The 25,557-nt window shown below is 72.9% G+C and carries 21 protein-coding genes; 9 read left to right on the top strand and 12 right to left on the bottom strand.

Features of this window, described 5'->3' with window-relative positions:
- The first annotated feature begins 130 nt into the window (after positions 1-130).
- Entirely contained in the window at positions 131-2,779 is a 2,649-nt protein-coding gene (locus tag OG802_RS15335; RefSeq protein ID WP_329411029.1) for a D-alanyl-D-alanine carboxypeptidase, read from the top strand.
- A 170-nt stretch (positions 2,780-2,949) separates the two neighbouring features.
- A complete protein-coding gene (locus OG802_RS15340; protein WP_329411030.1) occupies positions 2,950-4,947 on the top strand; it encodes an MFS transporter in 1,998 nt (665 codons plus the stop codon).
- A gap of 25 nt (positions 4,948-4,972) precedes the next feature.
- Here the strand turns inward: OG802_RS15340 and OG802_RS15345 are convergent, their stop codons facing one another.
- Positions 4,973-5,812, bottom strand: a complete 840-nt coding sequence (locus tag OG802_RS15345; RefSeq protein ID WP_329411032.1) for a hypothetical protein — start codon at positions 5,810-5,812, stop codon at positions 4,973-4,975.
- A gap of 77 nt (positions 5,813-5,889) precedes the next feature.
- On the opposite strand from OG802_RS15345, the gene OG802_RS15350 reads away from it, so the two are divergent.
- Positions 5,890-6,675, top strand: coding sequence for an SDR family oxidoreductase (locus tag OG802_RS15350; RefSeq protein ID WP_329411034.1), 786 nt, complete (start codon positions 5,890-5,892; stop codon positions 6,673-6,675).
- 137 nt (positions 6,676-6,812) lie between these two features.
- On the top strand, positions 6,813-8,381 hold the full coding sequence (locus tag OG802_RS15355) for a sodium:solute symporter family protein (protein WP_329411035.1): 1,569 nt from the start codon (positions 6,813-6,815) through the stop codon (positions 8,379-8,381).
- Positions 8,382-8,515: 134 nt separating this feature from the next.
- Here OG802_RS15355 and OG802_RS15360 read toward each other — a convergent pair whose 3' ends face one another.
- The 4 genes from OG802_RS15360 to OG802_RS15375 form a co-directional block, all read right to left on the bottom strand.
- Positions 8,516-9,634, bottom strand: a complete 1,119-nt coding sequence (locus OG802_RS15360; RefSeq protein WP_329411037.1) for an ADP-ribosylglycohydrolase family protein — start codon at positions 9,632-9,634, stop codon at positions 8,516-8,518.
- Positions 9,635-9,855: 221 nt separating this feature from the next.
- The gene (locus OG802_RS15365; RefSeq protein WP_329411038.1) at positions 9,856-10,443 is read right to left on the bottom strand and encodes a hypothetical protein; all 588 of its coding nucleotides are present in this window, start codon (positions 10,441-10,443) and stop codon (positions 9,856-9,858) included.
- A gap of 77 nt (positions 10,444-10,520) precedes the next feature.
- The gene (locus OG802_RS15370; RefSeq protein WP_329411039.1) at positions 10,521-13,136 is read right to left on the bottom strand and encodes a bifunctional FO biosynthesis protein CofGH; all 2,616 of its coding nucleotides are present in this window, start codon (positions 13,134-13,136) and stop codon (positions 10,521-10,523) included.
- Positions 13,137-13,247: 111 nt separating this feature from the next.
- Positions 13,248-14,093 (bottom strand): LLM class F420-dependent oxidoreductase, encoded by an 846-nt coding sequence (locus tag OG802_RS15375; RefSeq protein ID WP_329411041.1) that lies wholly within the window; start codon positions 14,091-14,093, stop codon positions 13,248-13,250.
- A gap of 236 nt (positions 14,094-14,329) precedes the next feature.
- Here OG802_RS15375 and OG802_RS15380 point away from each other — a divergent pair, with 236 nt between their 5' ends.
- Positions 14,330-14,593, top strand: coding sequence for a hypothetical protein (locus tag OG802_RS15380; RefSeq protein WP_329411042.1), 264 nt, complete (start codon positions 14,330-14,332; stop codon positions 14,591-14,593).
- A gap of 11 nt (positions 14,594-14,604) precedes the next feature.
- Here the strand turns inward: OG802_RS15380 and OG802_RS15385 are convergent, their stop codons facing one another.
- A complete protein-coding gene (locus OG802_RS15385; protein WP_329411044.1) occupies positions 14,605-15,081 on the bottom strand; it encodes a protease inhibitor I42 family protein in 477 nt (158 codons plus the stop codon).
- A gap of 189 nt (positions 15,082-15,270) precedes the next feature.
- On the opposite strand from OG802_RS15385, the gene OG802_RS15390 reads away from it, so the two are divergent.
- From OG802_RS15390 to OG802_RS15400, 3 genes are read left to right on the top strand one after another with little or no spacing between them, the layout of a single operon-like run.
- Positions 15,271-15,672 (top strand): nitroreductase/quinone reductase family protein, encoded by a 402-nt coding sequence (locus OG802_RS15390; protein WP_329411045.1) that lies wholly within the window; start codon positions 15,271-15,273, stop codon positions 15,670-15,672.
- A gap of 30 nt (positions 15,673-15,702) precedes the next feature.
- Positions 15,703-15,933, top strand: a complete 231-nt coding sequence (locus tag OG802_RS15395; RefSeq protein WP_329411047.1) for a hypothetical protein — start codon at positions 15,703-15,705, stop codon at positions 15,931-15,933.
- Positions 15,930-16,229: a type II toxin-antitoxin system PemK/MazF family toxin gene (locus OG802_RS15400; RefSeq protein ID WP_329411049.1), complete on the top strand. Its 300-nt coding sequence runs from the start codon at positions 15,930-15,932 to the stop codon at positions 16,227-16,229. Before OG802_RS15395 ends, OG802_RS15400 begins: the two co-directional genes overlap by 4 nt.
- A 42-nt stretch (positions 16,230-16,271) precedes the next feature.
- Here the strand turns inward: OG802_RS15400 and OG802_RS15405 are convergent, their stop codons facing one another.
- From OG802_RS15405 to OG802_RS15420, 4 genes are all read right to left on the bottom strand, one after another.
- Positions 16,272-17,765, bottom strand: a complete 1,494-nt coding sequence (locus OG802_RS15405) for an aldehyde dehydrogenase family protein (RefSeq protein WP_329411051.1) — start codon at positions 17,763-17,765, stop codon at positions 16,272-16,274.
- Entirely contained in the window at positions 17,762-19,492 is a 1,731-nt protein-coding gene (locus tag OG802_RS15410) for an N-acyl-D-amino-acid deacylase family protein (RefSeq protein WP_329411052.1), read from the bottom strand. Before OG802_RS15410 ends, OG802_RS15405 begins: the two co-directional genes overlap by 4 nt.
- Positions 19,493-19,614: 122 nt before the next feature.
- Positions 19,615-20,733 carry an LLM class flavin-dependent oxidoreductase gene (locus OG802_RS15415; protein WP_329411054.1) on the bottom strand — a complete coding sequence of 373 codons (1,119 nt, stop codon included), beginning with the start codon at positions 20,731-20,733 and terminating at the stop codon, positions 19,615-19,617.
- 108 nt (positions 20,734-20,841) lie between these two features.
- Entirely contained in the window at positions 20,842-21,612 is a 771-nt protein-coding gene (locus OG802_RS15420) for an SDR family NAD(P)-dependent oxidoreductase (RefSeq protein WP_329411056.1), read from the bottom strand.
- Between the two features lie 181 nt (positions 21,613-21,793).
- Here OG802_RS15420 and OG802_RS15425 point away from each other — a divergent pair, with 181 nt between their 5' ends.
- Positions 21,794-23,284, top strand: a complete 1,491-nt coding sequence (locus tag OG802_RS15425) for a M1 family metallopeptidase (protein ID WP_329411058.1) — start codon at positions 21,794-21,796, stop codon at positions 23,282-23,284.
- 88 nt (positions 23,285-23,372) lie between these two features.
- Here OG802_RS15425 and OG802_RS15430 read toward each other — a convergent pair whose 3' ends face one another.
- Together OG802_RS15430 and OG802_RS15435 are read right to left on the bottom strand one after the other, a co-directional pair.
- Positions 23,373-24,293: an LLM class F420-dependent oxidoreductase gene (locus OG802_RS15430; protein ID WP_329411060.1), complete on the bottom strand. Its 921-nt coding sequence runs from the start codon at positions 24,291-24,293 to the stop codon at positions 23,373-23,375.
- Positions 24,290-25,552: an amidohydrolase family protein gene (locus tag OG802_RS15435; protein WP_329411062.1), complete on the bottom strand. Its 1,263-nt coding sequence runs from the start codon at positions 25,550-25,552 to the stop codon at positions 24,290-24,292. Before OG802_RS15435 ends, OG802_RS15430 begins: the two co-directional genes overlap by 4 nt.
- Positions 25,553-25,557 lie beyond the last annotated feature (5 nt).

The raw sequence follows: 25,557 nt of genomic DNA on the forward strand, positions 1-25,557 counted from the left end.
ACCGCAGGAGCCAAGCCCTCTACACAGGACACTGGTACATGGTTCGGACAGCGCCGCGAGGCGGGTCCGGGGCGGGCTGTTCACGGTTCGGCAGGCGCGCTGACGGCGTGCGGCACAGGAGGAGGCATCGGTGGCGGGCGAGTCCCCCGACAGGTCGAAGCAGCGCGAGTCGTCGGCAGAACCGACGTCGGGGAGCGCGGGCACGGTTCCCGAAGCACGTGAGTCCGGTGACTCCCGCGAGCCCCGCGATCCGCGGGTCGCGGTGGCACGGGACGGCGGTCCGTCGGCGGCGCGCGGCGGCGTCGACACGGCGACCCGCGTCTTCTCGGTCCGGGGCGTGAAAACCGAGCCCGAGGAGTCCGAGCAGTCCGAGGGGTCCGAGCAGTCCGAGGAACCCGAGGAGCGTGGGGAACCCGCCGGGAGCGGCAGGACCGACGAGTCCGAGAAGCCCGAGGCGGCGGCCGAGCCCGAGGCCGCCGAGGCGACGTCCGCGGACGGGACGCCGGCGACCGGGAAGGCGGCCGAGCCCGAAGCCGCCGACGACGCGGAGGCCGCCGCGGACGCCGAGAGCGCCCCGGAGGAGCCGCAGCCCCGCGAGACCGCCCAGGACGCCTCCACCGGGGCCCCGAAGGCCGAGGACGGCGAGAGCGCCCCGGAGATTTCCGACACCGCCGCGGCGGGCGGTGACGAGCGCCTGCGCGCCGCGGTCGCCCAGTGGGTGTCCACGGCGGACGAGAAGACCGCCGGCAAGAGCACCCCCGACCCGGACGCCGACCAGGACCCGCACCCCGACTCGGACTCGGACTCCGGCTCCGGCTCGGAGGAACGTTCCGCGAGCGCCGGCGAGGCGACGGACCGGCCCGCTTCCAAGTCCGCGTCCAAGCCCGCGCCGAAGTGGGCCACGGACGACAAGGCCGATAAAGAGGACAAGGCTGACGAGACCGGCAAGGCCGCCGAGCCGGACGAAGAGGCCGGCCGAAGCGTCGAGACCGGCGACGAGACGGGCGGCAAGGCGGCCGACCGGCCCGTCGACCAGCCCACCGCCGTCTTCAAGACCCCCCGGCCCAAGCCCGCCGTCGACCAGCCGACCACCATGCTGAAGCTCGGCGCGGCCGCCCGGCCCACGTCCGACGAGGACGCCAAGAGCGCCGAGGACGCCAAGAGCGTCAAGGGCGCGGCAAGCGTCGAGGACGCGAAGGACGACGCGGCCGCGAGGACCGGCGGGGCCGGAAAGCCGGGCACGGCCGACAAGGCCGACAAGGCCGGGAAGCCCGCCGCGGCCCGCACGGCCGGTACGGCCGACGAGGCCGACGACGTCGACGCGGGGTCGGCGGACGAGCCCGTCGCCGAGCGGACGAGCACGTTCGTCGCGCTCAAGCCGCTGGACGAGCCGCGCGCGCCCAAGCCCCCGGTCAAGCCGTCCGCGCCTCGGCAGGCCGACGTCACCGCGCTCGTGCCGCAGGTGGGTCCCGAGCGGACCACCCAGCAGCCGCTGCCGCCGAAGCCGCCGCTGGACCTGCTGGCCGAGCTGACGAACACCCCGCCGCCCCCGCCCACGCCCCTGCGCCAGCTCCGCCGGCGGCTCAAGATCTGGACGCCGCTGGTCCTCCTGCTGCTCGTCGTGTTTGCGATCGCGCAGGCCGCGCGGCCGCTGCCGACGCCCGGGCTCACGCTCACCGCGAAGGACTCGTACACGTTCGAGGGCGGCAAGACGCAGCTCCCCTGGCCGAACGAGGGCCAGGGCTGGATGGACGCCGACGGCGTCGGCACGATGGGCAGCTTCGGCAAGCAGACGCCCGTGGCCATCGGCTCGGTCGCCAAGACCATGACCTCGTACATCATCCTCAAGAGCCACCCGATGAAGGCCGGGGAGGAAGGCCCGAGGATCAGGATCGACGCGACGGCGGAGAAGGAGGGCGGCTACGACGTCACGGGCGACGAGTCGACGCTGAACACCGTCAAGGAGGGCCAGACCCTCACCGAGCACCAGGCGCTGTCGGCCGTCCTGATCCCCTCCGCCAACAACATCGCGCGGCTCCTCGCGCGCTGGGACGCGGGTTCGGAGGCGGCCTTCGTGAAGAAGATGAACGCCACCGCCAGGGAACTGGGGATGACGAACACGACGTACACCGACCCCTCGGGCCTGAAGGAGACGACCGTCTCCACCGCCGAGGACCAGGTCAAGCTCGGCCGGGCGTTCGTGAAGGTGCCGGCGCTGGTCGCCATCTCCAGCGCGGCCAGCTGGGACGACCCGTCCGGCAAGAACTGGCCCAACTACAACACCCTGCCGTACAACATGGGCGCGATCGGCATCAAGACCGGCAGCACCACCGCGGCGGGCGGCAACCTGCTCTTCGCCTCGCGCAAGAAGGTCGGCGGGCAGACGGTGACCCTGGTCGGCGCGGTCCTCGGCCAGCACAAGCCGAGGATCCTGGAGACGGTCAACGCCGTCAGCCAGAAGGCCCTGCTCGCCGCCCAGGACGCGCTGGCCTCGGCGAAGATCCTCAAGAAGGGCGACGTCGTCGGGTACGTGGACGACAGGCTGGGCAACCACACGCCCGTCGTCATCACCGAGGACGTCCCGGCGGTCGGCTGGGCGGGCATGACGGTGAAGCTGTCGTTCACCGCCGGCGAGGTGCCGCACAGTGCGAAGGCCGGCGCGCAGGTGGGCACGCTCACCGTCGGGGACGGCACGAGCGGCGCCGTGAAGGTGCCGGTCGCGCTGCGGTCCGACCTGAACGAGCCGGGCTTCCCGGACAAGCTGACACGACTCGGCTGACGCCCTGACCGCGTCCGCACCCCCGCGCACCCCGTCGGGCAGCCGCCCGGCGGGGTGCGTGCTAGCGTCGCGAAACGGGACAGGTCGCCGGTCGCGAGGGCGCAGCCGTGCAGCGGACGTGAGCGGGACGCGACCGAGAACAGAGGACGGGACACGGGGAGTGCCTTCAGGTGGCCACTGCGGAGCCGACACGCGCCGACGACACAGGTCCGGGACCGGACGTCGGCCGACGGACGAGGCTGCCCGCCACCCGGTCGGGCGAGCACGACCGTGACCCGGCGACACCCGCGGCGGCCGCTCCGGCGGACCCGGCGGCCGGCGAGCCCGCGGCGGACGCCGTGGTAGACGTCGAGCAGGGGCCAGCCCCCGACCACGAGGACGGCGGCCGCGCGGGCGCCCCCCGGACGGAGCCGCCGCGTGCGGCGTCCCGGACGCGGGCCGCCCTGGAACGGCTGGGCGGCCGGCTGAACCGGCACCTGGTGCTGTCGATGACGGCGCTGTCCGGCGTCCTGCATCTCGTCTGGTTCTTCACGTTCGCGAACAGCGGCGGCGATCTGGCGGCGCAGGACGCGTGGGCCGAGTTCGTGGGCCGGCATCCCGACTCGGCGTACAACCTTGCCTGGTACGGCGGCATGCACCCGGTGTCGTACAGCATGGTGTCGCCGTATCTGATGTCCGTGCTCGGCGTGCGGACGACGATGATGATCGCCGGCACGCTGTCGGCGGGGCTGCTCACTCTCATCCTGTTGCGCTGCCGCCCGGTGCGGAACCCGGTGTGGCCCGCGCTGGCGGGGATCTTCGCCCTGCTGTGCAACGCGGCCTCGGGGCGGGTGACGTTCGGGCTGGGCAACATGTTCGCGCTGGGCGCGGTGGCCGTCGTGTTCTGCTGGCCGCACCGGTGGCGCTACCGGCGGTGGGCGAAGGCGCTGTGCGCGGCGCCGCTCGCCGCGCTGGCCACGATGGGCTCGCCGGTGGCGGGGCTCTTCGTGGGCATAGTCGCCGTCGCGATGTTCCTTCAGAAGCGGCGGCCCGGCGCGTGGGCGCTCGGGCTCGCGCCCACGGTGGTCGTCGCCCTGTCCGCCTGGCTGTTCCCGTTCTCGGGCACCCAGCCGATGTCCTTCGGCTCGGCCTGTCTGCCGCTGCTGTCCGCGGTGGCGGTCTTCGCCCTCGTCCCGCACGACTGGAAGACCGTGCGGATCACGGCGGCGGTGTACGGGCTCGGGGTGCTGCTGGTGTGGCTGATCAGCTCGCAGATCGGGTCCAACATCACCCGGCTCGCGATGATGTTCACCGGCGTGGTGCTGATGGCCGCGCTGCCGTTCGCCGTGCCGCGCAGCCGCAAGTGGTACGTGATCGTCCTGTCGTCGCTGACGTTCGTGGGCTGGATCGGCTTCAAGTCGGTCGACGACGTGGTGCGGACGACCCCCGCGGCCTCCTGGGCGCGTGAGCTGGCCCCGCTCGTCAACGAGTTGCAGGGGGTCGGCGCGGAGCGGGGACGGGTGGAGGTGGTCCCGGCCCGCTCGCACCGCGAGGCGTCCGCGCTCGCGCCGTACGTCAACCTCGCCCGCGGCTGGAACCGCCAGGCCGACATGGAGCGCAACCCGCTCTTCTACGACGACACCCTCAACTCCGCGAACTACCACGACTGGCTCCAGCGGTGGGCGGTGCACTTCGTCGTGGTGCCCAAGGAGGCCCTGGACGGGGACGGGGGCGAACGGGAGCGGCAGCTGGTGCAGCGGGGGCTGCCGTATCTGGAGCAGATCTGGGGCGACGCCAACTGGCAGCTGTTCCGGGTCCTCGATCCCGCCCCGCTGGCCGAGCCGGACGCGGTCGTGCAGCGCGCCGAGCAGGGCGAGATGACGATCGACGTGAGGAAGGCGGGCCGGATCCTGATCCGGATCCCGTACTCGCCGTGGCTGAGCGTGGTGGACGCGCAGGGCAAGAGCCTGAAGCCGCCGCAGGAGACCCCGGAGTCCAGGAGCCGGCCGGACGGGGAGCCGAAGACGTTCGACAACGTCAACGGGTGCCTGTTCGAGACGCAGGAGGACACCGAGGGTGACAGGTGGACGGTGCTGCTCGCGCCGAAGGCGGGGATCTACCGTCTCGCGGCCCCCTACCAGCTGCCGCGGGGGACGCCGTGCCCCGACGAGCTGAAGGACCGGCCCTGACCGTCCCGGCCGTCCTGGGTCCTGGTCAGCGCAGCCGGTCCACGTAGCGGTCGGTGCCCGGCACCGTCGGGACGAACGGGGCGAGCAGTTCCACCCGCCCGAGGCCCGACTCGGCCACGGTCTCCTCCAGGCCGGTGAAGTGCCGGTCCCAGCACTCGCGGGGGTCCTGCTCCAGGAACCACAGCAGGGTCAGCCGGGTGTCGACGCCCTCGACCTGCCTGACGTAGCTCATGCGGTCGCCGGGCAGGGGGGTGGGGCGGAAGACGGTGACCATGGCCGCCGGGGAGCCGGCCGCCCGCTTGGGCAGGTGGCGGGAGCGCAGCCACTCCAGGAGTCCGGCGCGCTGCTCGGCGGAGTCGGCGTCGATCACCTCGACGACGAGACCGGCGTAGGGGTGGTCGAGGGCGTGGAAGTCGCGCGGGCCCGCGGCGCCGTCCCGGTAGACCGTCGTCTCGTGGTCCTGGAACGCCGTGAAGACGTGGGTGCGGTCCTGGTAGACGCGGGCGTCGCGGTTGAGGCGCCTGTTGATGGCGACCGTCCACCTCATGTGGTCGTCGTAGCGGCCGTCGGTGATCCAGTAGGTGGAGAGGTAGCAGCCCGCGGTGACGGGCCGGGCGATCGCCGACTTCTCGGGGCGGCGCAGGAGTTGCAGGTCGCGGGTGGCGACCCAGCGGCGGCCCGCGTACATCCAGGGCATGGCCATCGCGCCGGCGTAGAAGTGGTCGTCCTCGTACCAGCGGTTGTAGGCGTACTCGTGGCCCGGGTGCGGTTCGACCATCGTGATCAGGGCGTGGCCGGGGCGGACCCCGTAGGGGCCCACGGAGGCCAGTTCGGCGTACGTCTCGCTGCGGGTCTCGTCGCTCACGCGTCTTCCCCTTCCTCGGCGGCTGGCCCATACTCTGACGCTCCGTCAGACAATGCGCCAGGGTCAGGGAGGTCCCGATGTCACTGCTCAACGGCAGGACCGTCGTCGTCTCGGGAGTGGGCGCCGGGCTCGGCCACCAGGTCGCCGCGGCGGTCGTCCGGGACGGCGGGAACGCCGTGCTCGGGGCGCGGACCGAGGAGAACCTCGCGAAGAGCGCGGCCGGGATCGACCCCTCGGGGGCGCGCACGGCGTACCGGGTCACGGACGTCACCGACGAGGGGCAGTGCGAGGCGCTGGCGGGGCTGGCGCGGGAGCGGTTCGGGCGGATCGACGCGGTGGTGCACGTGGCGGCCTGGGACTCGTACTTCGGCGGGCTGGAGGACGCCGACTTCGCCACCTGGCAGTCGGTGATCGACGTCAATCTGCTGGGCGCCCTGCGGATGACCCGGGCCTGCCTGCCGGGGCTGAAGGCGGGCGGCGGGTCGGTCGTGTTCATCGGGACGCAGTCGGCGGTGGCGGCCCCCTCGCAGGTGCGGCAGGCGGCGTACGCGGCCTCCAAGGGGGCGCTGACCAGTGCCATGTACTCCCTCGCGCGCGAGCTGGGTCCGCACCGGATCCGGGTCAACACCGTGCTGCCGGGGTGGATGTGGGGGCCGCCGGTGCAGGCGTACGTGCGGTTCACCGCGCACACCGAGGGGGTGCCGGAGGAGGAGGTCCTCGGGCGGCTGGCCGAGCGCATGGCGCTGCCCGAGCTGGCGACGGACGGGGACGTGGCGGACGCCGCGGTGTTCCTGGCCTCGGACCGGGCGCGGGCCATCACCGGACAATCGCTGCTGGTCAACGCCGGGGAGCTGATGCGCTGAGTTCAGATAGGTGAACGCAGGACACCATACAGAATTCTTTTACCTCCCTTTGACTCGTCGGTTACTTGTCGTGTTCACGTGGCAGCGCCCACGATGAGCGCCGAGCTGAACGCGGGCTGAACCACGGGAGGGCGCACATGAACGGTCTCGACTGGGCCGTGCTCATCGGCTATTTCGGCGTGATGGTCGCGATCGGCGTCTGGTCGCACAAACGCGTCGACGACGTGAGCGACTTCTTCACCGCCGGCGGCAAGATGCCCTGGTGGCTGTCCGGCATCTCGCACCACATGTCGGGCTACAGCGCGGTGATGTTCACCGGGTACGCGGGCATCGCCTACACCTACGGCGTCACCTCGTTCGTCACCTGGTCCTTCCCGATCGCCCTCGGCATCGCGATCGGCTCGAAGCTGTTCGCGCCCCGCATCAACCGGCTGCGGTCCAGGCTCCGGGTGGCCTCCCCGCTGGAGTACCTGAAGAACCGCTACGACCTCAAGACCCAGCAGGCCCTGGCCTGGTCCGGGATGCTGCTGAAGATCGTCGACGTGGGGGCCAAATGGGCCGCCATCGCCACCCTGCTGTCCGTGTTCACCGGCCTCTCCCTCAACCAGGGCATCCTCATCACCGGCGCGATCACCGCGGTCTACTGCACGATCGGCGGCCTGTGGGCGGACGCGCTCACCGAACTCGGCCAGTTCGTCATCCAGTTGCTGGCCGGCGTCGCCATGCTGATCGCCGTCGTGCTGAAGCTCGACGACAAGGGCATCGGATTCACCGAGGCCTGGCACCAGCCCGCCCTCCAGGGCCACGACAAGCCGCTGGTCGCCCAGTACGGCACGGTGTTCCTGCTCGCGTTCCTCTTCATCAAGCTGTTCGAGTACAACGGCGGCATGCTCAACCAGGCCCAGCGGTACATGGCCACGGCCGGCCCCAAGGAGGCCGAGCGGTCGGCGCGGCTGTCGGCGGTGCTGTGGCTGGTCTGGCCGCTGGTGCTGTTCTACCCGATGTGGATGTCACCGCTGCTCGTGACGTCGAACAAGCCCGACGGCTCCGACTCCTACGCCCTGATGACCGAACAGCTCCTCCCGCACGGCCTCCTGGGGCTCGTCATCGTCGGGTTCTTCTCCCACACGATGGCCATGTGCTCCTCCGACGCCAACGCCATCGCCGCCGTCTTCACCCGGGACTGCGCACCGGTCATCTGGGCCAGGGCGCGCGCGTGGAACCAGCACTCCGGGCTGATCGCGGCACGCGTGACGACCGTCGTCTTCCTCGGGCTGTCGATGGCGGCGGCCACCCAGGTCAACTCCCCCGCCTTCAAGGACATCATCACCGTCGTCATCAAGTGGGTGGCCGGTCTGATGGGCCCGATGGCGATCCCGATGATGCTGGGCCTGCTGCGTCCGTTCCGCCGCTCCGGCCCGACGGCGGCGCTGACCAGCTGGGCGATGGGCCTGCTGGCCTTCTGGCTGGTCAACTACCCGATCAACTGGAACGTCGACGGCGGAGTCCCGCTCCAGTACCAGGTGTCGATCCCGCTCGCCGTCTCGCTCGTCCTCTACATCCTCATCGGCTTCCTGAAGCCCGAGGACACCCCGGAACGGCTCGCGGTCATCGAGACCATCAACTCGGACGGGGACGGCGACGCCTCGGCCGCCGCACCCCTCCCCGGCCCCCGCGACGAGCTCTCCGCGGCGGCGAAGGACTGACCGGAAGGACTGTCCGGAAGGACTGATCGGACGCCGGCACCGGCGCTGCCGCGCCCTCCCCCTCGTCCCTCGTCCCCTGTCCCTCGTCCCCTGTCCCCCGTCCTCGTCCCCCGCGTCTCGTCCCCCGCGCCTCGTCAGAGGTCGCGGGGGTAGCGGGACAGCCAGCCTGGTGACGCGCCGGCGGGGTTGTGCAGCGCCGGGCCCTGGGTCATCTCGATGGCGAAGTCGTCGGCCAGCTCCAGCATCGTGGGACGGCCCTCCAGCTCGGCCAGCCAGGCCGGCGGGAGGGCCGTCTCGCCGTGCACGGCCCCCAGCAGCCCGCCCGCCACGGCCGCGGTCGCCGCCGAGGGCGCGCCGTGGTTCACCGCCAGCCGCAGACCGTGCCGGACGTCCTGCGCCACGAGCGCGCAGTACACGGCGGCCGACAGCACCGCCCGCGCGGTCCCGCCCGCCGCCAGCTCCTCCACCCTCTCCGGGGCCGGCAGCCCTTGCCGCACCGCGCCCAGCGCGCGTTGCAGCGCCTCCGACACCGGCTCGTGGCCCGGCCGCGCGGACAGCAGGGCCAGCGCCCGCTGCACCGCGCCGTCCAGGCTCTCGCCGCGGGCCAGCGCGTGCACGGTGACCGCGTACGCGCCCGCCGACAGACCCGCCGTGGGGTGACCGTGGGTCTGGGCCGCGCACTCGACGGCCAGTTGCGCGACGAGCTGCGGCTCCCAGCCGACGAGCAGCCCGAACGGCGCCGACCGCGCCACGACCTCCGGGCCGTCCGCGTCGGGGCTCTTGGGCGAGTCGAGCGTGCCCATCACGTCGTCGCCCAGCCCCAGCAGCAGCGTCCGGGTCGGGTCGCGGCGGACGTAGAGCCACTCCTCGCGGGCCAGCCAGCCGTTGTCCTTGCGGCGCAGGTCGGGGCCCCAGTCGCGCTGGGTGGCGGCCCAGCGCAGATACGCCCGGTGCAGGTCGGTCGGCGGATGCCAGGCGCCGGTGTCCCTGCGGACCTGGGCGCGGACGAGGCCGTCCATGGTGAAGAGGGTCAGCTGGGTGAGGTGGCTGACCGCGCCGCGCCGCCCGTGGGCCGGGGCCAGGTCCACGACGCCCTCGGGGCCGTGTCCCTGCCGGATCTCCTCCAGGTCCAGCCCGTCGACGGGCGCGCCGAGCGCGTCCCCGACCGCCGCGCCGAGCAGCGTGCCGCGCACCCGGCTGCGGAAGTCCTGTTGTTCGGCGCGGCCCCAGACGGGCCCGGCAGTCGCACCCACCAAGTCCTCCCGGGCACCGTCCGTACGTACGACGTCCGTCACTGTAATCGAACACGCCTCGCCCGCCGTCGCGGGCGGGGACGGTCGGGTGGAGGGGACGTGGAGACCTGGTGTCGGGCAGGCTCACCGGGACGGTCGCGCTCCACCTGGCCGGTGACCGGCGCCGCGGACGTACGTGCCGGCCGGCCCCCGCGTCCGCGCGGTGAGCCGAACGACCGGCCCTAGTCGACGACCCTGACCTTCGTTCCCGTCTCGCCGAACGCCCACAGCGCCGCGCCGTCGGCCTTGGGCATCCGGATGCCGCCCGTCTGCGCGCCCGCGGCGGCCGGGGGCGGGGAGGAGCCGTCGACGGCGTTGGAGAAGGCGATGTTCACGCCCGAGGCGGCGGAGAAGTAGACGACGTGCTCGATGGCCACGCCGTCGGAGCCGGTGACGGCGTCCTTGCGCACCGACACCGTGTAGGCGCCGACGGCCGGGTTCACCGTGCCGGGCCAGACGGTGAAGGTGCGGCGGGCCGTGTCGTCCGCGTCGACCAGCCAGACGCGGTGCTGCCCCAGCGAGTAGACGACCCGGCGGCCGGTGCCCGACCGGTCGGGGACCGGGGCGGCCTGTGCGGGGGCGGACGGCTTGGGCGCGCCCGACGGCTTCGCGCTCGCGGACGCCGGGGCCTTGGGGGACTTCACCGCCGACGCCGTCGGGTGCGGGCCGTTCTGGGCCTGCGCCGTCAGCGCGACGACGGCGGCGATCGCACCGGCGGTCAGGCCGGTGACCCAGGCCCAGGAGGGAAGCCGTCGGGCAGGCACGGGCACGCATCTCCTCAGCTACGGGACCCCACGACCACGAGGGGTCCGATCATCGTACTGTGGGGATCCCGCAGGGCCGTCCCTCAGTCCAGCACCGGCAGCAGTTCCGGCAGATGCCCGTCCGACGCCGACGCGGCCCGTCGCCGCTCCTCGGGCACCTCCCCGTACAGCGTGGTGCGCGGCCGGGCCGGGCGGCCCGCCGCACCGGCGACGGCGACCAGGTCCTTGACCGACTTGTAGGAGCCGTACGACGAGCCCGCCATCCGCGAGATCGTCTCCTCCATGAGCGTGCCGCCCAGGTCGTTGGCCCCCGAGCGGAGCATCTCCGCCGCGCCCTCGGCGCCCAGCTTGACCCAGCTGGTCTGGATGTTGGGGATGTGCGGGTGCAGCAAGAGGCGGGCCATCGCCGTCACCGCCCGGTTGTCCCGCATGGTCGGGCCGGGACGGGAGATGCCCGCCAGGTACACCGGCGCGTTGGTGTGGATGAACGGCAGCGTGACGAACTCCGTGAATCCGCCCGTGCGTTGCTGGATGCCGGCGAGGGTGCGCAGATGGCCGAGCCAGTGCCGGGGCTGGTCGACATGGCCGTACATCATCGTCGAGGACGACCGGAGCCCGACCTCGTGCGCCGTCGTGACGACCTCGATCCAGGTCGCCGTCGGCAGCTTGCCCTTGGTCAGCACCCAGCGGACCTCGTCGTCGAGGATCTCGGCCGCCGTGCCGGGGATGGAGTCGAGCCCCGCCTCCTTCGCCGCGATCAGCCACTCGCGGATCGACAGGCCGGTGCGGCTCGCGCCGTTGACCACCTCCATCGGCGAGAAGGCGTGCACGTGCATGCCGGGGACGCGCTCCTTCACCGCCCTCGCGATGTCGAAGTAGGCGGTGCCGGGCAGGTCCGGGTGGATGCCGCCCTGCATGCAGACCTCCACCGCGCCCAGCTCCCACGCCTGCTGGGCGCGGTCGGCGACCTGGTCGAGGGAGAGGGTGTAGGCGTCGGCGTCGGTGCGGCGCTGCGCGAACGCGCAGAAACGGCAGCCCGTGTAGCAGACGTTGGTGAAGTTGATGTTCCTGGTGACGATGTAGGTGACGTCGTCGCCGACGGCCGAGCGGCGCACGTCGTCCGCGACGCGGGTCAGGGCGTCCAGGGCGGGGCCGTCCGCGTGGAGCAGGGCGAGCGCCTCGTCGTCGGTGAGCCTCGCCGGGTCGTCGGCGGCGGTCGCGAGGGCCTGGCGTACGTCGGTGTCGATGCGCTCCGGGACCATGCCGGGGGCGGCGGCCTCGCGCAGCGCCCCCCAGTCGCCGTACACCTCGTCGAAGTCGTCGCGCCGGTCGGAGGTGCGGCCCTCGGTGTCGATCGTGCGGTGCAGGTCGGTGCGGCCCGACGGCACGAACACCTCCTCCGGCTCCTGCCAGGGGCGGCCCTCGACGACGGCGTCCGGCAGGGCCAGTCCCGTCTCCGGGTCGGCCAGCGCGCGCACGTGCGGCAGCAGCCGCGGGTCCAGCCACGGTTCGCCGCGCCCGACGAACTCCGGGTACACGCACAGCCGTTCGCGCAGCTCGAAGCCGGCCGCGGCGGACTTCTCGGCGAGTTCCTCGATCTGCGGCCAGGGGCGCTCGGGGTTGACGTGGTCGATGGTGAGCGGGGAGACCCCGCCCCAGTCGTCGACGCCCGCGCCGATCAGCCGCCCGTACTCGCTGTCGACGAGGTTGGGCGGGGCCTGGAGGCAGGCTGAGGGGCCCATGATGTGCCGGGCGACGGCCACCGTGGCGACCAGCTCGTCGAGTTCGGCGTCCGGCATGCCGCGCATGGCGGTGTCCGGCTTGGCGCGGAAGTTCTGGATGATCAGCTCCTGGACGCCGTGGTAGGCGCGGGAGACCTTGCGCAGCGCGAACAGCGACTCGGCCCGCTCCTCGTACGTCTCGCCGATGCCGATCAGGATCCCGGAGGTGAAGGGGACGGAGGACCGGCCGGCGTCCTCCAGGACGCGCAGCCGGACGGCCGGTTCCTTGTCCGGGCTGCCGTGGTGCGGGCCGCCGGGCTCGGACCACAGCCGGGTCGCGGTCGTCTCCAGCATCATGCCCATGGACGGCGCGACCGGCTTCAGGCGCTGGAAGTCGGTCCAGGAGAGCACGCCCGGGTTGAGGTGCGGGAGCAGTCCCGTCTCCTCCAGGATGCGGACGGAGACGGCGCGGACGTAGGCGATGGTGTCGTCGTAGCCGTGCGCGTCGAGCCATTCCCGGGCCTCGGGCCACCGCTCCTCCGGCTTGTCGCCGAGAGTGATGAGGGCTTCCTTGCAGCCGAGGGCCGCGCCCCTGCGGGCGATGTCGAGCACCTCGTCGGGCGACATGAACATCCCGTGTCCGGCGCGGCGCAGCTTGCCGGGAACGGTCACGAAGGTGCAGTAGTGGCACTTGTCCCGGCACAGCCGGGTGAGGGGGATGAAGACGCTCTTCGAGTAGGTGATGACGCCGGGCCGGCCGGCCGCCTCCAGGCCGGCGTCGCGCACCCGGGCGGCGGAGGCGGCCAGGTCGCGCAACGCCTCGCCGCGCGCCTGGAGCAGCACGGCCGCCTCGCCGACGTCGAGCGCGACGCCGTCCCGGGCCCGTTTGAGGGCGCGCCGCATGGCGTTCTCGGTGGGGCCGCCGGACGGGCCGGGGGTCGGGCCGGGGCCGGTACCGGAACTCGCGGGAGTCGTCATCCTTCGAGCATACGATCACCGATTCCCGCCGAGGGGCGCGCCCGCCGACGCGACCGACCGGCACCGGCGCCGCCCCGGAGCCGCCCCCGGTACCACGCCCGGCGCCGCTGCCTAGAGGAAGGGGGCGAACCCGTCGAGCAGCTCCAGGATCTCCGCCTCGCCCGCCGGCGGCAGCTGCACCACGACCTCCTCGATGCCCAGCTCCGCGTAGTGCGCGAGCTTGCCGGGGGACGGGTGGACGGCGTACGGCACGATCTGGAGGGCGGACGGATCGCGGCCCGCGTCCGCCCAGGCGGCGCGCAGCACGGGCAGCGACTCGGACAGGCCGCGGCCGCCGATCGGCAGCCAGCCGTCGGCGTACTCGCAGATGTGGGCGAACAGCTTGGGTCCGGCGGCCCCGCCGATCAGGGTGCGGGGGCCGCTGACCGGGCCGCGCGGCTTCTGCACGGGCTTGGGATACGCCGTGCTGGCCCGCACGCTGCCGAACTCGCCCTCGTACGCGGTCGGTTCGTCCGCCCACAGGGCCCGCATCAGCCGCATCCGGTCGCGGACCAGCTCGCGCCGGGTCCGCCACTGGACGCCGTGGTCGGCGGCCTCCTCGACGTTCCACCCGTAGCCGAGGCCGAGGGTGAGCCGTCCGCCGGAGAGGTGGTCCACGGTCGCGATCTGCTTGGCCAGGTCGATCGGGTCGTGCTGGGCGACGAGCGTGATGCCGGTGCCCAGCCCGAGCGTGCGCGTCACGGCCGCCGCCTGCCCGAGGGCGACGAAGGGGTCCAGGGTGCGGCCGTACTCGCGGGGCAGGTCGCCGCCGGCCGGGTAGGGGGTGGTGCGCTCGACCGGGATGTGCGTGTGCTCGGGCAGATAGAGCCCGGCGAACCCGCGTTCCTCCAGCTCACGGGCGAGGCGGGTGGGGGTGATCGTCTCGTCGGTGAGGAAGATCGTGACGGCGATGCGCATGGGCGGCCCTTTCACTGCGTACGGCTTCGTCGACGGCGTCGTCGCGGGCGACGCCCTCATCTGTACCGGGAGACGCGGCACGTGTCCATACCGACTGGTCGGCATTCACTTCGGAGGGTTCCGGAGCGAGAGCGCCGACGGTCGGCGCCCCCTCGTGCGTCCCGTCTACGATGACGCCGACGCCGGCGCCGGCGGGCCCCGGGCACGGCAACCGCCCTGACCGCACGGGAGGCCCGGTGGGCCCGGCAGGGGAGGTGGAGATCGTGTTCGACCACATGGGCGGGCTGCGCCCCGAGGAGGCCGCGCGCTTGACCGCGCTGGTCGAGGAGTGCCGCCCGGTCCTCGAACGGGAGGGGATGGAGGCCGTCCAGACGTTCCTGGCCGAGCGCCGGGTGGGCGTCATCGCGGCGATCGCCGTCACCCGGGCGCTGCTCGGGCACGCCGGGACACCGCTGCAGACCGCCGTCGAGATCGTGACCACGAGTGCGGCCCGGCGGTGACTTTGCGGCCGTCAGCGCACGGTGACCCGGTAGGTGCGCCGTTCCGGTTCGGGCGGCGGGGTCGCGGACGGGCTCGCGCCGCCGCCGCAGGCCGCCGCCCCGGCCGTGGGGAACGTGCAGTGCAGCAGCGTGATCCCGGTGCTGCCCGCGCCCGTGGCCTCGAAGGTGAGGACGAGCGTGCCGCCGCCGCCGACCGACTTCCCGTCGTCGGCGGACTCGTAGCGCCGGCCGGCGGTGCGGACCACCGAGGCGTCCGGCCGCGGCGCGACGACGGACCAGTGCTCGCGGGTGGAGGCGTTCTCCGGCACGGAGAGCGTGAAGCGCTCGCCGACCTCGGCGGCGATGGTCGTGTCCTGGGTGGGGTGGCTGGTGGGGGCGTCCGCGCCGGAGCCCGACGCACAGCCCGCCAGCAGCATGACGGCGCACAGCGCCGCCCCCGCGATCCGGCCCGGCCCGGCGGCCATCGGCTCCCCCGTCTCCTCGATCATCGGTCCTGAACCCCGGGAGGCTAACAGCCGCCCGGAGTCCAGGCCCCGCCAGGCCGCTGCCGGGGTCCTGGCGGGGGCGGGCCTTGGCGGGGGCGGGGGCGGGGGCGGAGGCGGCAGCCCGCTGCCGGTTCACCGACGGCGTCGGGGAGCATGGGCACGACACCCCTGTCCGAAGGAGCCCCCCGGACCATGGCCCGTTCCAGCGACCTCCGCTTCCGTGCGACCACCGCCTTCCAGCGGTACCTCGCCAACCCACTGACCCGCCGGCTGCCGTTCCACACCCTCCTGGAGACCACCGGCCGCGTCTCCGGCCGGCCCCGGCGCACCCCGCTGGGCGGCCGCCGCGTCGGCGACGCGTTCTGGCTCGTCTCGGAGTTCGGGGAGCGCTCGCAGTACGTCCGCAACATCCAGGCCGATCCGCGGGTGCGGGTGCGCATCCACGGACGGTGGCACGCCGGGACGGCCCACCTGATGCCCGAGGACGACCCGGTCGCCCGCCTGCGCACCCTGCCCCGCGCCAACAGCACGGCGGTACGGGCGCTCGGGACGGGACTGCTCACCGTGCGGGTGGACCTGGACGGGGAGAGATGACGGTCACCATGAGAACCGTATGATGACGGCATGACGGTGAACATGACGATGAGCCTGCCCGACGACGTGGCGGCCTTCGTGAAGGCCAAGGGCAACGCCTCCGCGTACACGGCCCGCATACTGCGTCGGCAGATGCTCGCCGAGGAGCTGGGCAGGTCCGGGCGGCTGCGCGCGGAGGCCGGAATCGTGACGACCGCCGCTGAGCCGGCCGAGAGCGAAGAGGCGACCCTGGAGCGTTGGGGCCGGGTGGCAGGCCGGTGAAACGTGGCCATGTCTACGCGCTGTCCTTCGCCGGAGGGCCGGCCCACGCGCTGGTGATCTCTTCCGACACGCTCAACGCCCAGCACAAGTCGGCGACGTGCGTGCTCGTCTACCCCCAGCAGGTACGGGAGGCGACCCTCGTGGACATCCCCGTGGACTCGCCCTCGGTCGGCACGATCGTGCTCGGCGAGTTCCGGACCCTGTCCGCCGTTCGGTTCACCGACGATCTGGGCCCGGTGGGCGAGCGGGTCATGGAGGCCGTCGAGATCGGACTGCGTGCCGTGCTCGACCTGTGAGCACCGGCGGGCCCGGCGCAGGGCCCGCCGTCCGGTCGCGGTTCACCCCGGCCAGACGATCGCCTGCACCTCGCTGTACGCGTGCAGCGCGTATGAGCCGACGTCGCGGCCCACCCCGCTCTTCTTGAAGCCGCCGAACGGCGCCTCCATGTTGCGGCCCACGGTGTTGATCCCGACGCCGCCGGCCCGCAGCCGCCGTGCCACCCGGAACGCCTTCGCCACGTCCCCGGACCACACGTAGTCGATGAGGCCGTAGTCGCTGTCGTTGGCGAGGGCGACGCCCTCCTCCTCGTCGTCGAAGGGGACGACGACCACCACCGGGCCGAAGATCTCCTCACGGGCCACCCGCATGTCGTTGGTGCAGTCGGCGAGGACGGTCGGGGCGACGTAGAAGCCCCGCTCCAACGGCGGGCGTTCACCGCCCGCGACGACCACCGCGCCCTCCTTGCGGCCGAGTTCGACGTAGGACTCCACCCGGTCCCGGTGGGCGGCCGAGATCACCGGGCCGACGACCGTTTCCGCCTCCCGCGGATCGCCCACCTTCAACCGGCGTGCGTACGCGGCGAGTTGATCCACGAGTCGGTCGTACACCCCGCGCTGCGCCAGCACCCGCGTGGGCGCCGTGCAGATCTGGCCGCTGTAGAAGGAGAACGTGGTGCCGATGCCGGCCACCGCCGAGGCCAGGTCCGCGTCGTCCAGGACGACCGCGGCGCCCTTGCCGCCCAGCTCCATCAGCTGGCGTTTCATCTGCCGCCCGCACACCTCGGCGATGCGCTGCCCGACGGCCGTCGAACCGGTGAAGCTCACCATGTCGACGTCCGGCGAGGACACCGCCGTCTCGCCGACCGCGACCGCGCGCCCGGACAGGACGTTGACGACCCCGCGCGGGACGCCCGCCTCCTCGAGCGCCTCCGCCATCCGGTAGACGGACAGGGGGTCCTGCGGGGCCGGTTTCACGACCACCGTGTTGCCCATGGCGAGGGCGGGCGCGACCTTGCCCGCCGGGTTCGCCCACGGATTGTTGTACGAGGTGACGCAGGCGACGACACCCACCGGCTGGCGCACGGCCAGCGCGCCCATGACGCCCTCCTTGCCCGCCCCCGCGGCCTGAAGGGCGTGCGAGGCGCCCCCGACGGCCTCGTTGATCTGCGGAGCGATCGGCCACTCGGCGGGCTCCACGCGCGCGTACCGGCGGAGGCGGGCCGCGGCCACCCCGACCTGCATCGCCCGCGCGGTCGCGGAGGTGGCACCGCTCTCCGCCTGCGCGAGTTCGGCGTACGGCACGAGCCGGCCCCGGATGAGGTCGGCCGCCCGGGCCAGCACGGCCGCCCGCTCCCGCGGCGGGGTGCGCGACCACGGGCCGAACGCCTCGCGGGCCGCGGCGCAGGCCGCCCGCACCTGGTCCGGCGAGGCCTCCGGCGCCCGGCCGACGGTCCCCTCGGTCGCCGGGTCGACGACCTCGTAGTGGCCGCCGTCCGGCTCCACCCACGCCCCGTCCACGAACAGCCGCTGCCCGCCGGCCGGTTCCCGGCTCACGCGGTGCTCACCGTGCGGGTGTCGCGGCCCGAGCGCAGCACCCGTCCCGGCACCGCGCCCGTCACCGCGTCGTCGCGGATGACGGCCACGCCGTTGACCCAGACGGCCCGCACGCCGATCGCCCGGGAGTCCAGCCGCGGGCTGCCGCCGGGCAGGTCGTGCACCAGGGTGGCCTTGCCCGCGTCGATGCGCTCGGGGTCGAACAGGACCAGGTCCGCGTGGAAGCCCTCCCGGATCCGGCCCCGTTCCCGCAGGCCGAACAGCCGCGCCGGGTCGTCGGTCAGCATCTTCACCGCCTCCTCCAGCCCGGCCAGCTTCCGGCCGCGCAGGCAGTCGCCCAGGAAGCGGGTCGTGTAGGGCGCGCCGCACATGCGGTCCAGGTGCGCGCCGGCGTCGGAGCCGCCGAGCAGGACGTCCTCGTGACTCCAGGTCCGCGCGCGCAGGGCCCACGAGTCGGGGTCGTTGTCCGTGGGCATCGGCCACAGGACCGTGCGCAGTTCGTCGGCCGCGCAGATCTCGACCAGGCAGGCGAACGGGTCGAGGCCGCGTTCGGCGGCGACGTCCCGGACGACCCGGCCGGTGAGGCCCTCGTTGGCCGCGCTGTAGGTGTCGCCGACGACGTACCGGCCGAAGTCGGCGAGCCGCCGGAAGACGCCCGCCTCCCGGGAGTCGGCCCGCCGCAGCATCTCGGCGCGCACGGCCGGGTCGCGCAGTCGCGCGATGCGCTCCGCGACGGGCAGGCTCAGGACCGGCCCCCAGCCGGGGATCAGGTTCAGGGCGCAGAACGTGCCCAGGGACATGTTCATCGGGGTGAGGATGGGCATGGTGAGCGCCACGACCCTGCCGCCCGCCTTGCGGGCCCGTTCGCTCGCCGTGAGCTGCCGGGGGACCCGCTCCGGGACGGCCGCGTCGACGGTGAGGACGTTCCAGTTCAGGGGCCGTCCGGCCGCCGCGCTCATGTCGACGAGCAGGTCGATCTCGGCGTCGCTGAACTGGTCCAGGCAGCCGGCGACGATGGCCTCTATCTGGGTGCCCTCGTGCTCGCCCACGGCCCGCGACATCGCCAGCAGCTCGTCGGGAAGGGCGTGCCGGGAGGCGACCGGCCGGCCGTCGCCGTCGGAGTGGGTGGACGACTGGGTGGTGGAGAAGCCCCACGCCCCCGCGTCCATCGCCTCGTGCAACAGCTCCACGATCCGCCCCAGTTGTTCCTCGCTGGGCTGTCCGCCGATCGCGTCCGGTCCCATCACGTACCGGCGCAGGGCGCAGTGCCCGACCATGAACCCGGCGTTGACGGCGATGCGCCCTTCGAGGGCGTCGAGGTACTCCCCGAAGCCGTGCCAGTTCCAGGGCGCGCCCTCCTCGAGCGCGACGAGGGACATGCCCTCCACCTTGGACATCATGCGGCGCGTGTAGTCGGCGTCCTCGGGGCGGCCGGGGTGCAGCGGGGCGAGCGTGAAGCCGCAGTTCCCGGCGGCGACGGTGGTGACGCCGTGGTTGAGCGAGGGGGTGGCGTACGGGTCCCAGAAGAGCTGGGCGTCGTAGTGGGTGTGCGGGTCGACGAAGCCGGGCGCGAGGACGAGCCCGGCGGCGTCCTCGGTGCCGCGGGCCTCCTCGGCGACCGTGCCGACGACGGCGATCCGCCCGTCACGGATCCCGACGTCGGCGACGACCGCGGGCGCGCCCGTCCCGTCGACGACGGTCGCGCCCCTGATGACGTGATCGAGCATGGGAGATCCTCCTCAACTCCGCTGCCGCGCGGGCGCGACCGGCCACGACGGGTTCGCGGCCGCGCACCGGCCCGCACCCCGGCGGCGACGGCGCGCCCGCGGACCGCGGACCGCGACGGCGACTACGCGCCCTGCCGGAACCGGGTGGTCCGGTGCACGGGATCGGTGTCGATCTTCGGGATGACGTGCTCCCCGATCAGCCGGATCGTCTGGAGCGTCTCCTCCTTGGGCACGCCGACCGGCAGCCCGAAGGACAGTTGGTCGGCCCCGGCCTGCTCCCACCGCTTGCACTGGCGGGTCACCTCGTCCGGGTCGCCGCAGATCAGCAGCTCCTCCTCGATGAGCAGCTCGACGAACTCGGCGTTGTACTCGGGCAGCGTCTCCGGCCAGACGGGGAAGCCCTCGGGGCGCGGGAAGGTGTCGTGGTAGCGGAACACCAGGGACGGCAGGTAGTGCAGCTCGCCCTCGACGGCGATCCGGATCGCCTCGTCGTGGGTGGGCGCGCAGATCGCCGTCGTCGTCACCATCACGTTGTCGTTGACGAAGTCGCCGATGGGTTCGGCGTTCACGACGGCCGTCTTGTACTGCTCCAGCACCCATTCCATGTCGGACACCTTCTGGATGCTGAAGCCCAGCACCCCGAGGCCCTTCTTCGCGGCCATCGCGTACGACGGGGGCGAGCCGGCCGCGTACCACATCGCCGGGTGCGACTTCCCGTACGGCTTCGGCAGGATCTTGCGCGGCGGCAGCTGCCAGTGCTTGCCCTGGAAGCCGGCGTACTCGTCCTGGAGCCACATCTTGGGGAACTCGGCGATGGTCTCCTCCCAGATCTCCTTCGTGTGGTTCATGTCGGTGATGCCGGGGAGGAAGCCGAGGATCTCGTGCGAGCCGGCGCCGCGGCCGGAGCCGAACTCGAAGCGGTTGCCGGTGAGGTGGTCGAGCATGGCGACCTTCTCGGCCACCTTGACCGGGTGGTTGACCTGCGCGAGCGGGTTGAAGATGCCCGAGCCGAGGTGGATGCGGTCGGTGGCGTGGGCGAGGTAGCCGAGGTAGACGTCGTTGGCGGAGAGGTGCGAGTACTCCTCCAGGAAGTGGTGCTCGGAGGCCCAGGCGTACTTGAAGCCGGACCTGTCCGCCTGGATGACGTACTCGGTCTCCTCCATCAGCGCCTTGTGCTCGGCGAGCGGGTCGGTCTCGCCGCGCTTGCCCACGTATCCCTGTACAAAGAGCCCGAATTCCAAGGAGGTTCACCGTCCCCGGTTCTGGAGTTCCGCTGTTTCTGACGGGGCGTCAGATCGATGGCCCGACTGTCGCACCCGTCGCACGGAGGGTCAATAGCTGACGCTCCCTCAGATGATGCTGACCCCGGCCAGCCAGCCCCCGTCGATCACGAACGGCTGGCCGGTGATGTAGGAGGAGTCGTCGCAGGTGAGGAAGAGCGCGAGCCGGGCGACCTCCTCGGGCCGGCCGATGCGGCCGAGCGGCACGAGCTTGCGGTACAGCCCGTCGACGGCCTTCGCGCTCTCCTCCCGGTCCGCGTCCGGGTCGAGCAGGGAGGGATTGGACATGGCGGTGTCGACCGCGCCGGGGCACACCGCGTTGACCCGGATGCCGCGGGGCGCGAGTTCCAGGGCCGCGACCCGGGTGAGGCCGAGGATGGCGTGCTTGCTCGCCGCGTACGCGCCCACGGCCGCCATCCCGGTCACCGCGGTGTACGACGCCGTGTTGACGATGGTGCCGCCGTCGGCCATCACCGGCGCGACCGTCTTCACACCGAGGAAGCAGCCCACCTGGTTGACCCGCACGACCTGCATGAACTCGTCGAGCGGCGTGTCGGTCAGGGCGTTGAAGCGCAGGATGCCGGCGTTGCTGACGAGGCCGTCGATCCGGCCGTGCGCCTCCCGCACGGCGCCCACCGCCGCCTGCCACGACTCCTCGCTGCCGACGTCGAGCGACACGTACAGGGCGCCGATCTCCTCGGCCAGGGCCACGCCCTGCTCGTCCAGGACGTCGGCGACCACCACCTCGGCGCCCTCCGCCCGGAACAGCCGGGCCTCCTGCTCCCCCTGGCCGCGCGCGGCGCCGGTCACGAGAACGACGCGTCCGTCGAGCTTGCCCATGCCGAACCCCTTCGCATCGCATCACTGGAGCTGAGCATCGTAGCGCTCCATCTGACGATACGTCAGATACCGCGGGCCTCACGAACGACCCGATCCGGACTTTGTGCCGCTCGCGAGGCAACCAAAGGGCCGTTCCGTCTTTCTGACGTACCGCAACCCCGCCTCCGACGAGGGACACGACATGAAACCTCCCGCGGTGAAGGGCCGCCGGTCCCGGCCGGCTGCCTCCGGGCGGCGGCGCGGCTGGGTTCCGGCCACCGCCCTCCTCCTGGCCGTGACCACGTCCTGCACCGGCTCCGCACCGGGGAACGGCGGCGCGGGCGGGGGGCCGCGGCCCGGTGCGGCGGGCGTGGGCGACCGGCTGTTCCCGGGGCTCGGCAACGGCGGATACGACGTGGCCCATTACGGGCTGACCCTGGACTACGTGCCCGAGACCAACCGTCTGAAGGGCACGGCCGTCATCACCGCGCGGGCCACCCAGGACCTGAGCCGGTTCGACCTCGACCTGTCGGGGCTGCGGGTGCGCACCGCCAGGGTGCGGGGCGCCGAAGCCCGGATCCGGCGCAGCGCCGACGAGCTGCTGGTCACACCCGCGAAGGCGCTCAGGAAGGGCGAGACCTTCGAGACCGTCGTCACCTACGACGGCACCCCGCGCACGCTCGGAGGCGACGAAGGAGACGAAGGAGACGAAGGCGGTCTGGAGGGCTGGATCGAGACCGATGACGGCGCGACGGCGCTGGGAGAGCCGACCGGCTCCATGACCTGGTTCCCGGGCAACCACCACCCCTCGGACAAGGCGACGTACGACATCACGGTCACCGTGCCCAAGGACGCGGACGGCGATCCCTACGACGTGGTCTCCAACGGCACTCTGGTCGCGGAGCGGGACGACGGGAAGACGGTGACCCGGCACTGGCGCACCGCGGAGCCCATGGCCGGCTATGTCGCCCACGTCTCCGTCGGCCACTTCGACGCCGCCGAGTCCTCGACCGACGACGGACTGCCCGTCTACGTCGCCGTCGACCCCGCCGAGCCGGCGGAGGCCGGTGACGTCGCGGCTCTCGTGGCCGAGATCGTCGGCTGGGGCGGCGAACGGTTCGGCCCCTACCCCTTCTCCTCCACCGGCGCCGTCGTCGACCACCTGCCCGAGCTGGACTACGCCCTGGAGACGCAGACCAGGCCCTACTTCGGCGAGGCCCCGGACGAGGCTCTGCTCGTGCACGAGCTGGCGCACCAGTGGTTCGGCAACTCCGTCACCCCGCGCAGGTGGAAGGACATGTGGCTCAGCGAGGGCCTGGCCACCTACGCGGAGTGGTTGTGGGAGGAGGACCAGGGGGGCAGAAGCGCCGGCGAGATCTTCGACGACTTCTACGACGGCACGGACCCCGAGAGCAAGGGCATCTGGGCCTTCCCCCCGGCCGACCCGCCCAGCGCGGCCCTCGTCTCCGATCCGCCCGTCTACGGCCGCGGCGCCATGGTCGTGCACAAGGTGCGCGAGGCCGTCGGCGACGAGACGTTCTTCGGCATCCTGCGCACCTGGACCCGCCGGCACCGGCACGGCAACGCCGACACCCGGCAGTTCGTCGCCCTGTGCGAGGCGACGTCCGGGAAGGACCTGACCGGCCTCTTCGACGCATGGCTCTTCGGCGGGAGGAAACCGTCCCGGACGTGAGGAGAGCCGTCCGGCGGGAGAGTGCGGGACCGCCCCGCCCCGCCCCGCCCCGGTCCGGTCCGGTCCGGTCCACGGGAGTGGGCGGTCCCTACAGCAACGGCGCCACCTCGGCCCCGAACGCGGCCATCTGGTCGGTGAGTTCGGTGCGGGTCCGGCAGCGGAAACGGATCTGGATCTGGTCCACGCCCATCGCCGGGTAGGCGCGCAGGGACTCGGCGAGGGCCTGCGGCGGGCCGGTGAGGGTGCGGCGGCCCACGTCCCAGGCGGGCGCGCCGACGTAGAGGGGCTCGGTGATGGCGCCCATCGTGCACGGCTCCTCGATCCCGGCCTCGGCGCGCAGCCGGCGGATGCGCTCGATCTGTGCGGGCAGCCGGTCCCTCGGGTCGCCCTGGGGGAGCCAGCCGTCGCCCTTGAGCGCGGCGCGGCGCACGGCGGCCGGGGAGGAGCCGCCGACCCAGAGGGGGACGCGGGCCTGGGCGGGGCGGGGCCGCTGGCCGAGCCCTTCGAAGTCGTACGTCTTCCCGTGGTGGGCGGGGAACTCGTCGGGCCCGAGGGCGGCGCGCAGGGCGTCGATCGTCTCGTCCAGGACCGCGCCGCGCCGCTCGAAGTCCGCGCCCAGCGCCTCGAACTCCTCGCGCACGTGCCCCGCGCCGACGCCGAGGACGAGGCGGCCCCCGCTGAGATGGTCGAGGGTGGCGTACTGCTTGGCCGTGAGCAGGGGGTGGCGCAGGCCGACGACGGCGACGTGGCTGAGCAGGCGGACGCGGGTCGTCACGGCCGCGACGTGGGAGAGGGTGGCCACCGGGTCGTACCAGACGGTGCTCATGGCGTCGGCCAGCCGGCGCGGGATCGCCACGTGGTCGCAGGCGGCGACGTAGGCGAAGCCGGACCGGTCGGCGGCGCGGGCGATCTCGACGAGGTCGGCGGGGCCCGCGTCGGCCTCCCAGGGTTCGGCGAACATCGTCGACCGGGACTGAACCGGCAGCTGGATGCCGTAGGCGAGGCTCATCGGGGGCTCCAGAGGCCGTCCTCGGTCAGCCCGAGCAGGTCGATCGCGTTGCCCCGGACGATGCGCTCCACCACGTCCGGGGCCAGGTGGCCCATCTGCGCCTCGCCGACCTCCCGCGACTTCGGCCAGGTGGAGTCGGAGTGCGGGTAGTCGGTCTCGTACAGGACGTTGCCGACGCCCACGGAGTCGAGGTTGCGCAGCCCGAAGGCGTCGTCGAAGAAGCAGCCGTAGACGTGGTCGGCGAACAGTTCGGAGGGCGGCCGGTGCACCTTGTCCGCGACGCCGCCCCAGCCCCGGTTCTCCTCCCACACCACGTCGGCCCGCTCCAGGATGTAGGGGATCCAGCCGATCTGGCCCTCCGCGTACATCACCTTCAGGTGGGGGAAGCGCTCGAACTTGCCGCTCATCAGCCAGTCGACCATGGAGAAGCAGCAGTTGGCGAAGGTGATGGTGGAGCCGACGGCGGGCGGGGCGTCGGCGGAGGTGGAGGGCATCCGGCTGCTGGAGCCGATGTGCATGGCGACGACGGTGCCGGTCTCGTCGCAGGCGGCGAGGAAGGGGTCCCAGTAGTCGGTGTGCACGGACGGCAGGCCCAGGTGCGGGGGTATCTCGGAGAAGGCGACCGCGCGCACCCCGCGGGCGGCGTTGCGCCGGACCTCGGCGGCCGCCAGTTCGGCGTCCCACAGCGGGACGAGGGTGAGCGGGATCAGCCGGCCGCGGGCTTCGGGGCCGCACCACTCCTCCACCGTCCAGTCGTTGTACGCGCGCACGCACAGCAGGCCCAGCTCGCGGTCGGCGGCCTCGGTGAAGGTCTGGCCGCAGAAGCGCGGGAAGGTGGGGAAACAGACGGCGGACTGGACGTGGTTGACGTCCATGTCGGCGAGGCGGGCGGGGACGTCGTAGGAGCCCGGGCGCATCTGCTCGTAGGTGATGACCTCCAGCTTGATCTCGTCCCTGCTGAAGCCGACGGCGGTGTCCAGGCGGGTGAGGGGGCGTCGCAGGTCCTCGTAGACCCACCAGTCGCCGATCGGGCCGTCGTCGCCGGGTTCGCCCATGACGGGTTTGAAGCGGCCGCCGAGGAAGGTCATCTCCTTCAGCGGGGCCCGGACGACGCGGGGTCCGGCGTCGAGGTACTTCTTGGGCAGACGGTCCTGCCAGACGGTGGCCGGCTCCACGGTGTGGTCGTCGACGGAGATGATCGGCGGGAGCGGCGCGGGGGCCGGCGGGGCGGCGGGCGAGGCGGTCGCTGAGGTGTCCATGGGGG

It is taken from the genome of Streptomyces sp. NBC_00704 (assembly GCF_036226605.1).
Lineage (GTDB): Bacteria > Actinomycetota > Actinomycetes > Streptomycetales > Streptomycetaceae > Streptomyces.

Coding starts and splice junctions, on each gene's coding strand:
- OG802_RS15350 (WP_329411034.1), top strand. CDS start 5,890: ATGTCACTGCTCAACGGCAGGACCGTCGTCGTCTCGGGAGTGGGCGCC.
- OG802_RS15355 (WP_329411035.1), top strand. CDS start 6,813: ATGAACGGTCTCGACTGGGCCGTGCTCATCGGCTATTTCGGCGTGATG.
- OG802_RS15370 (WP_329411039.1), bottom strand. CDS start 13,136: ATGACGACTCCCGCGAGTTCCGGTACCGGCCCCGGCCCGACCCCCGGC.
- OG802_RS15375 (WP_329411041.1), bottom strand. CDS start 14,093: ATGCGCATCGCCGTCACGATCTTCCTCACCGACGAGACGATCACCCCC.
- OG802_RS15385 (WP_329411044.1), bottom strand. CDS start 15,081: ATGATCGAGGAGACGGGGGAGCCGATGGCCGCCGGGCCGGGCCGGATC.
- OG802_RS15390 (WP_329411045.1), top strand. CDS start 15,271: ATGGCCCGTTCCAGCGACCTCCGCTTCCGTGCGACCACCGCCTTCCAG.
- OG802_RS15395 (WP_329411047.1), top strand. CDS start 15,703: ATGACGGTGAACATGACGATGAGCCTGCCCGACGACGTGGCGGCCTTC.
- OG802_RS15410 (WP_329411052.1), bottom strand. CDS start 19,492: ATGCTCGATCACGTCATCAGGGGCGCGACCGTCGTCGACGGGACGGGC.
- OG802_RS15420 (WP_329411056.1), bottom strand. CDS start 21,612: ATGGGCAAGCTCGACGGACGCGTCGTTCTCGTGACCGGCGCCGCGCGC.
- OG802_RS15425 (WP_329411058.1), top strand. CDS start 21,794: ATGAAACCTCCCGCGGTGAAGGGCCGCCGGTCCCGGCCGGCTGCCTCC.
- OG802_RS15430 (WP_329411060.1), bottom strand. CDS start 24,293: ATGAGCCTCGCCTACGGCATCCAGCTGCCGGTTCAGTCCCGGTCGACG.
- OG802_RS15435 (WP_329411062.1), bottom strand. CDS start 25,552: ATGGACACCTCAGCGACCGCCTCGCCCGCCGCCCCGCCGGCCCCCGCG.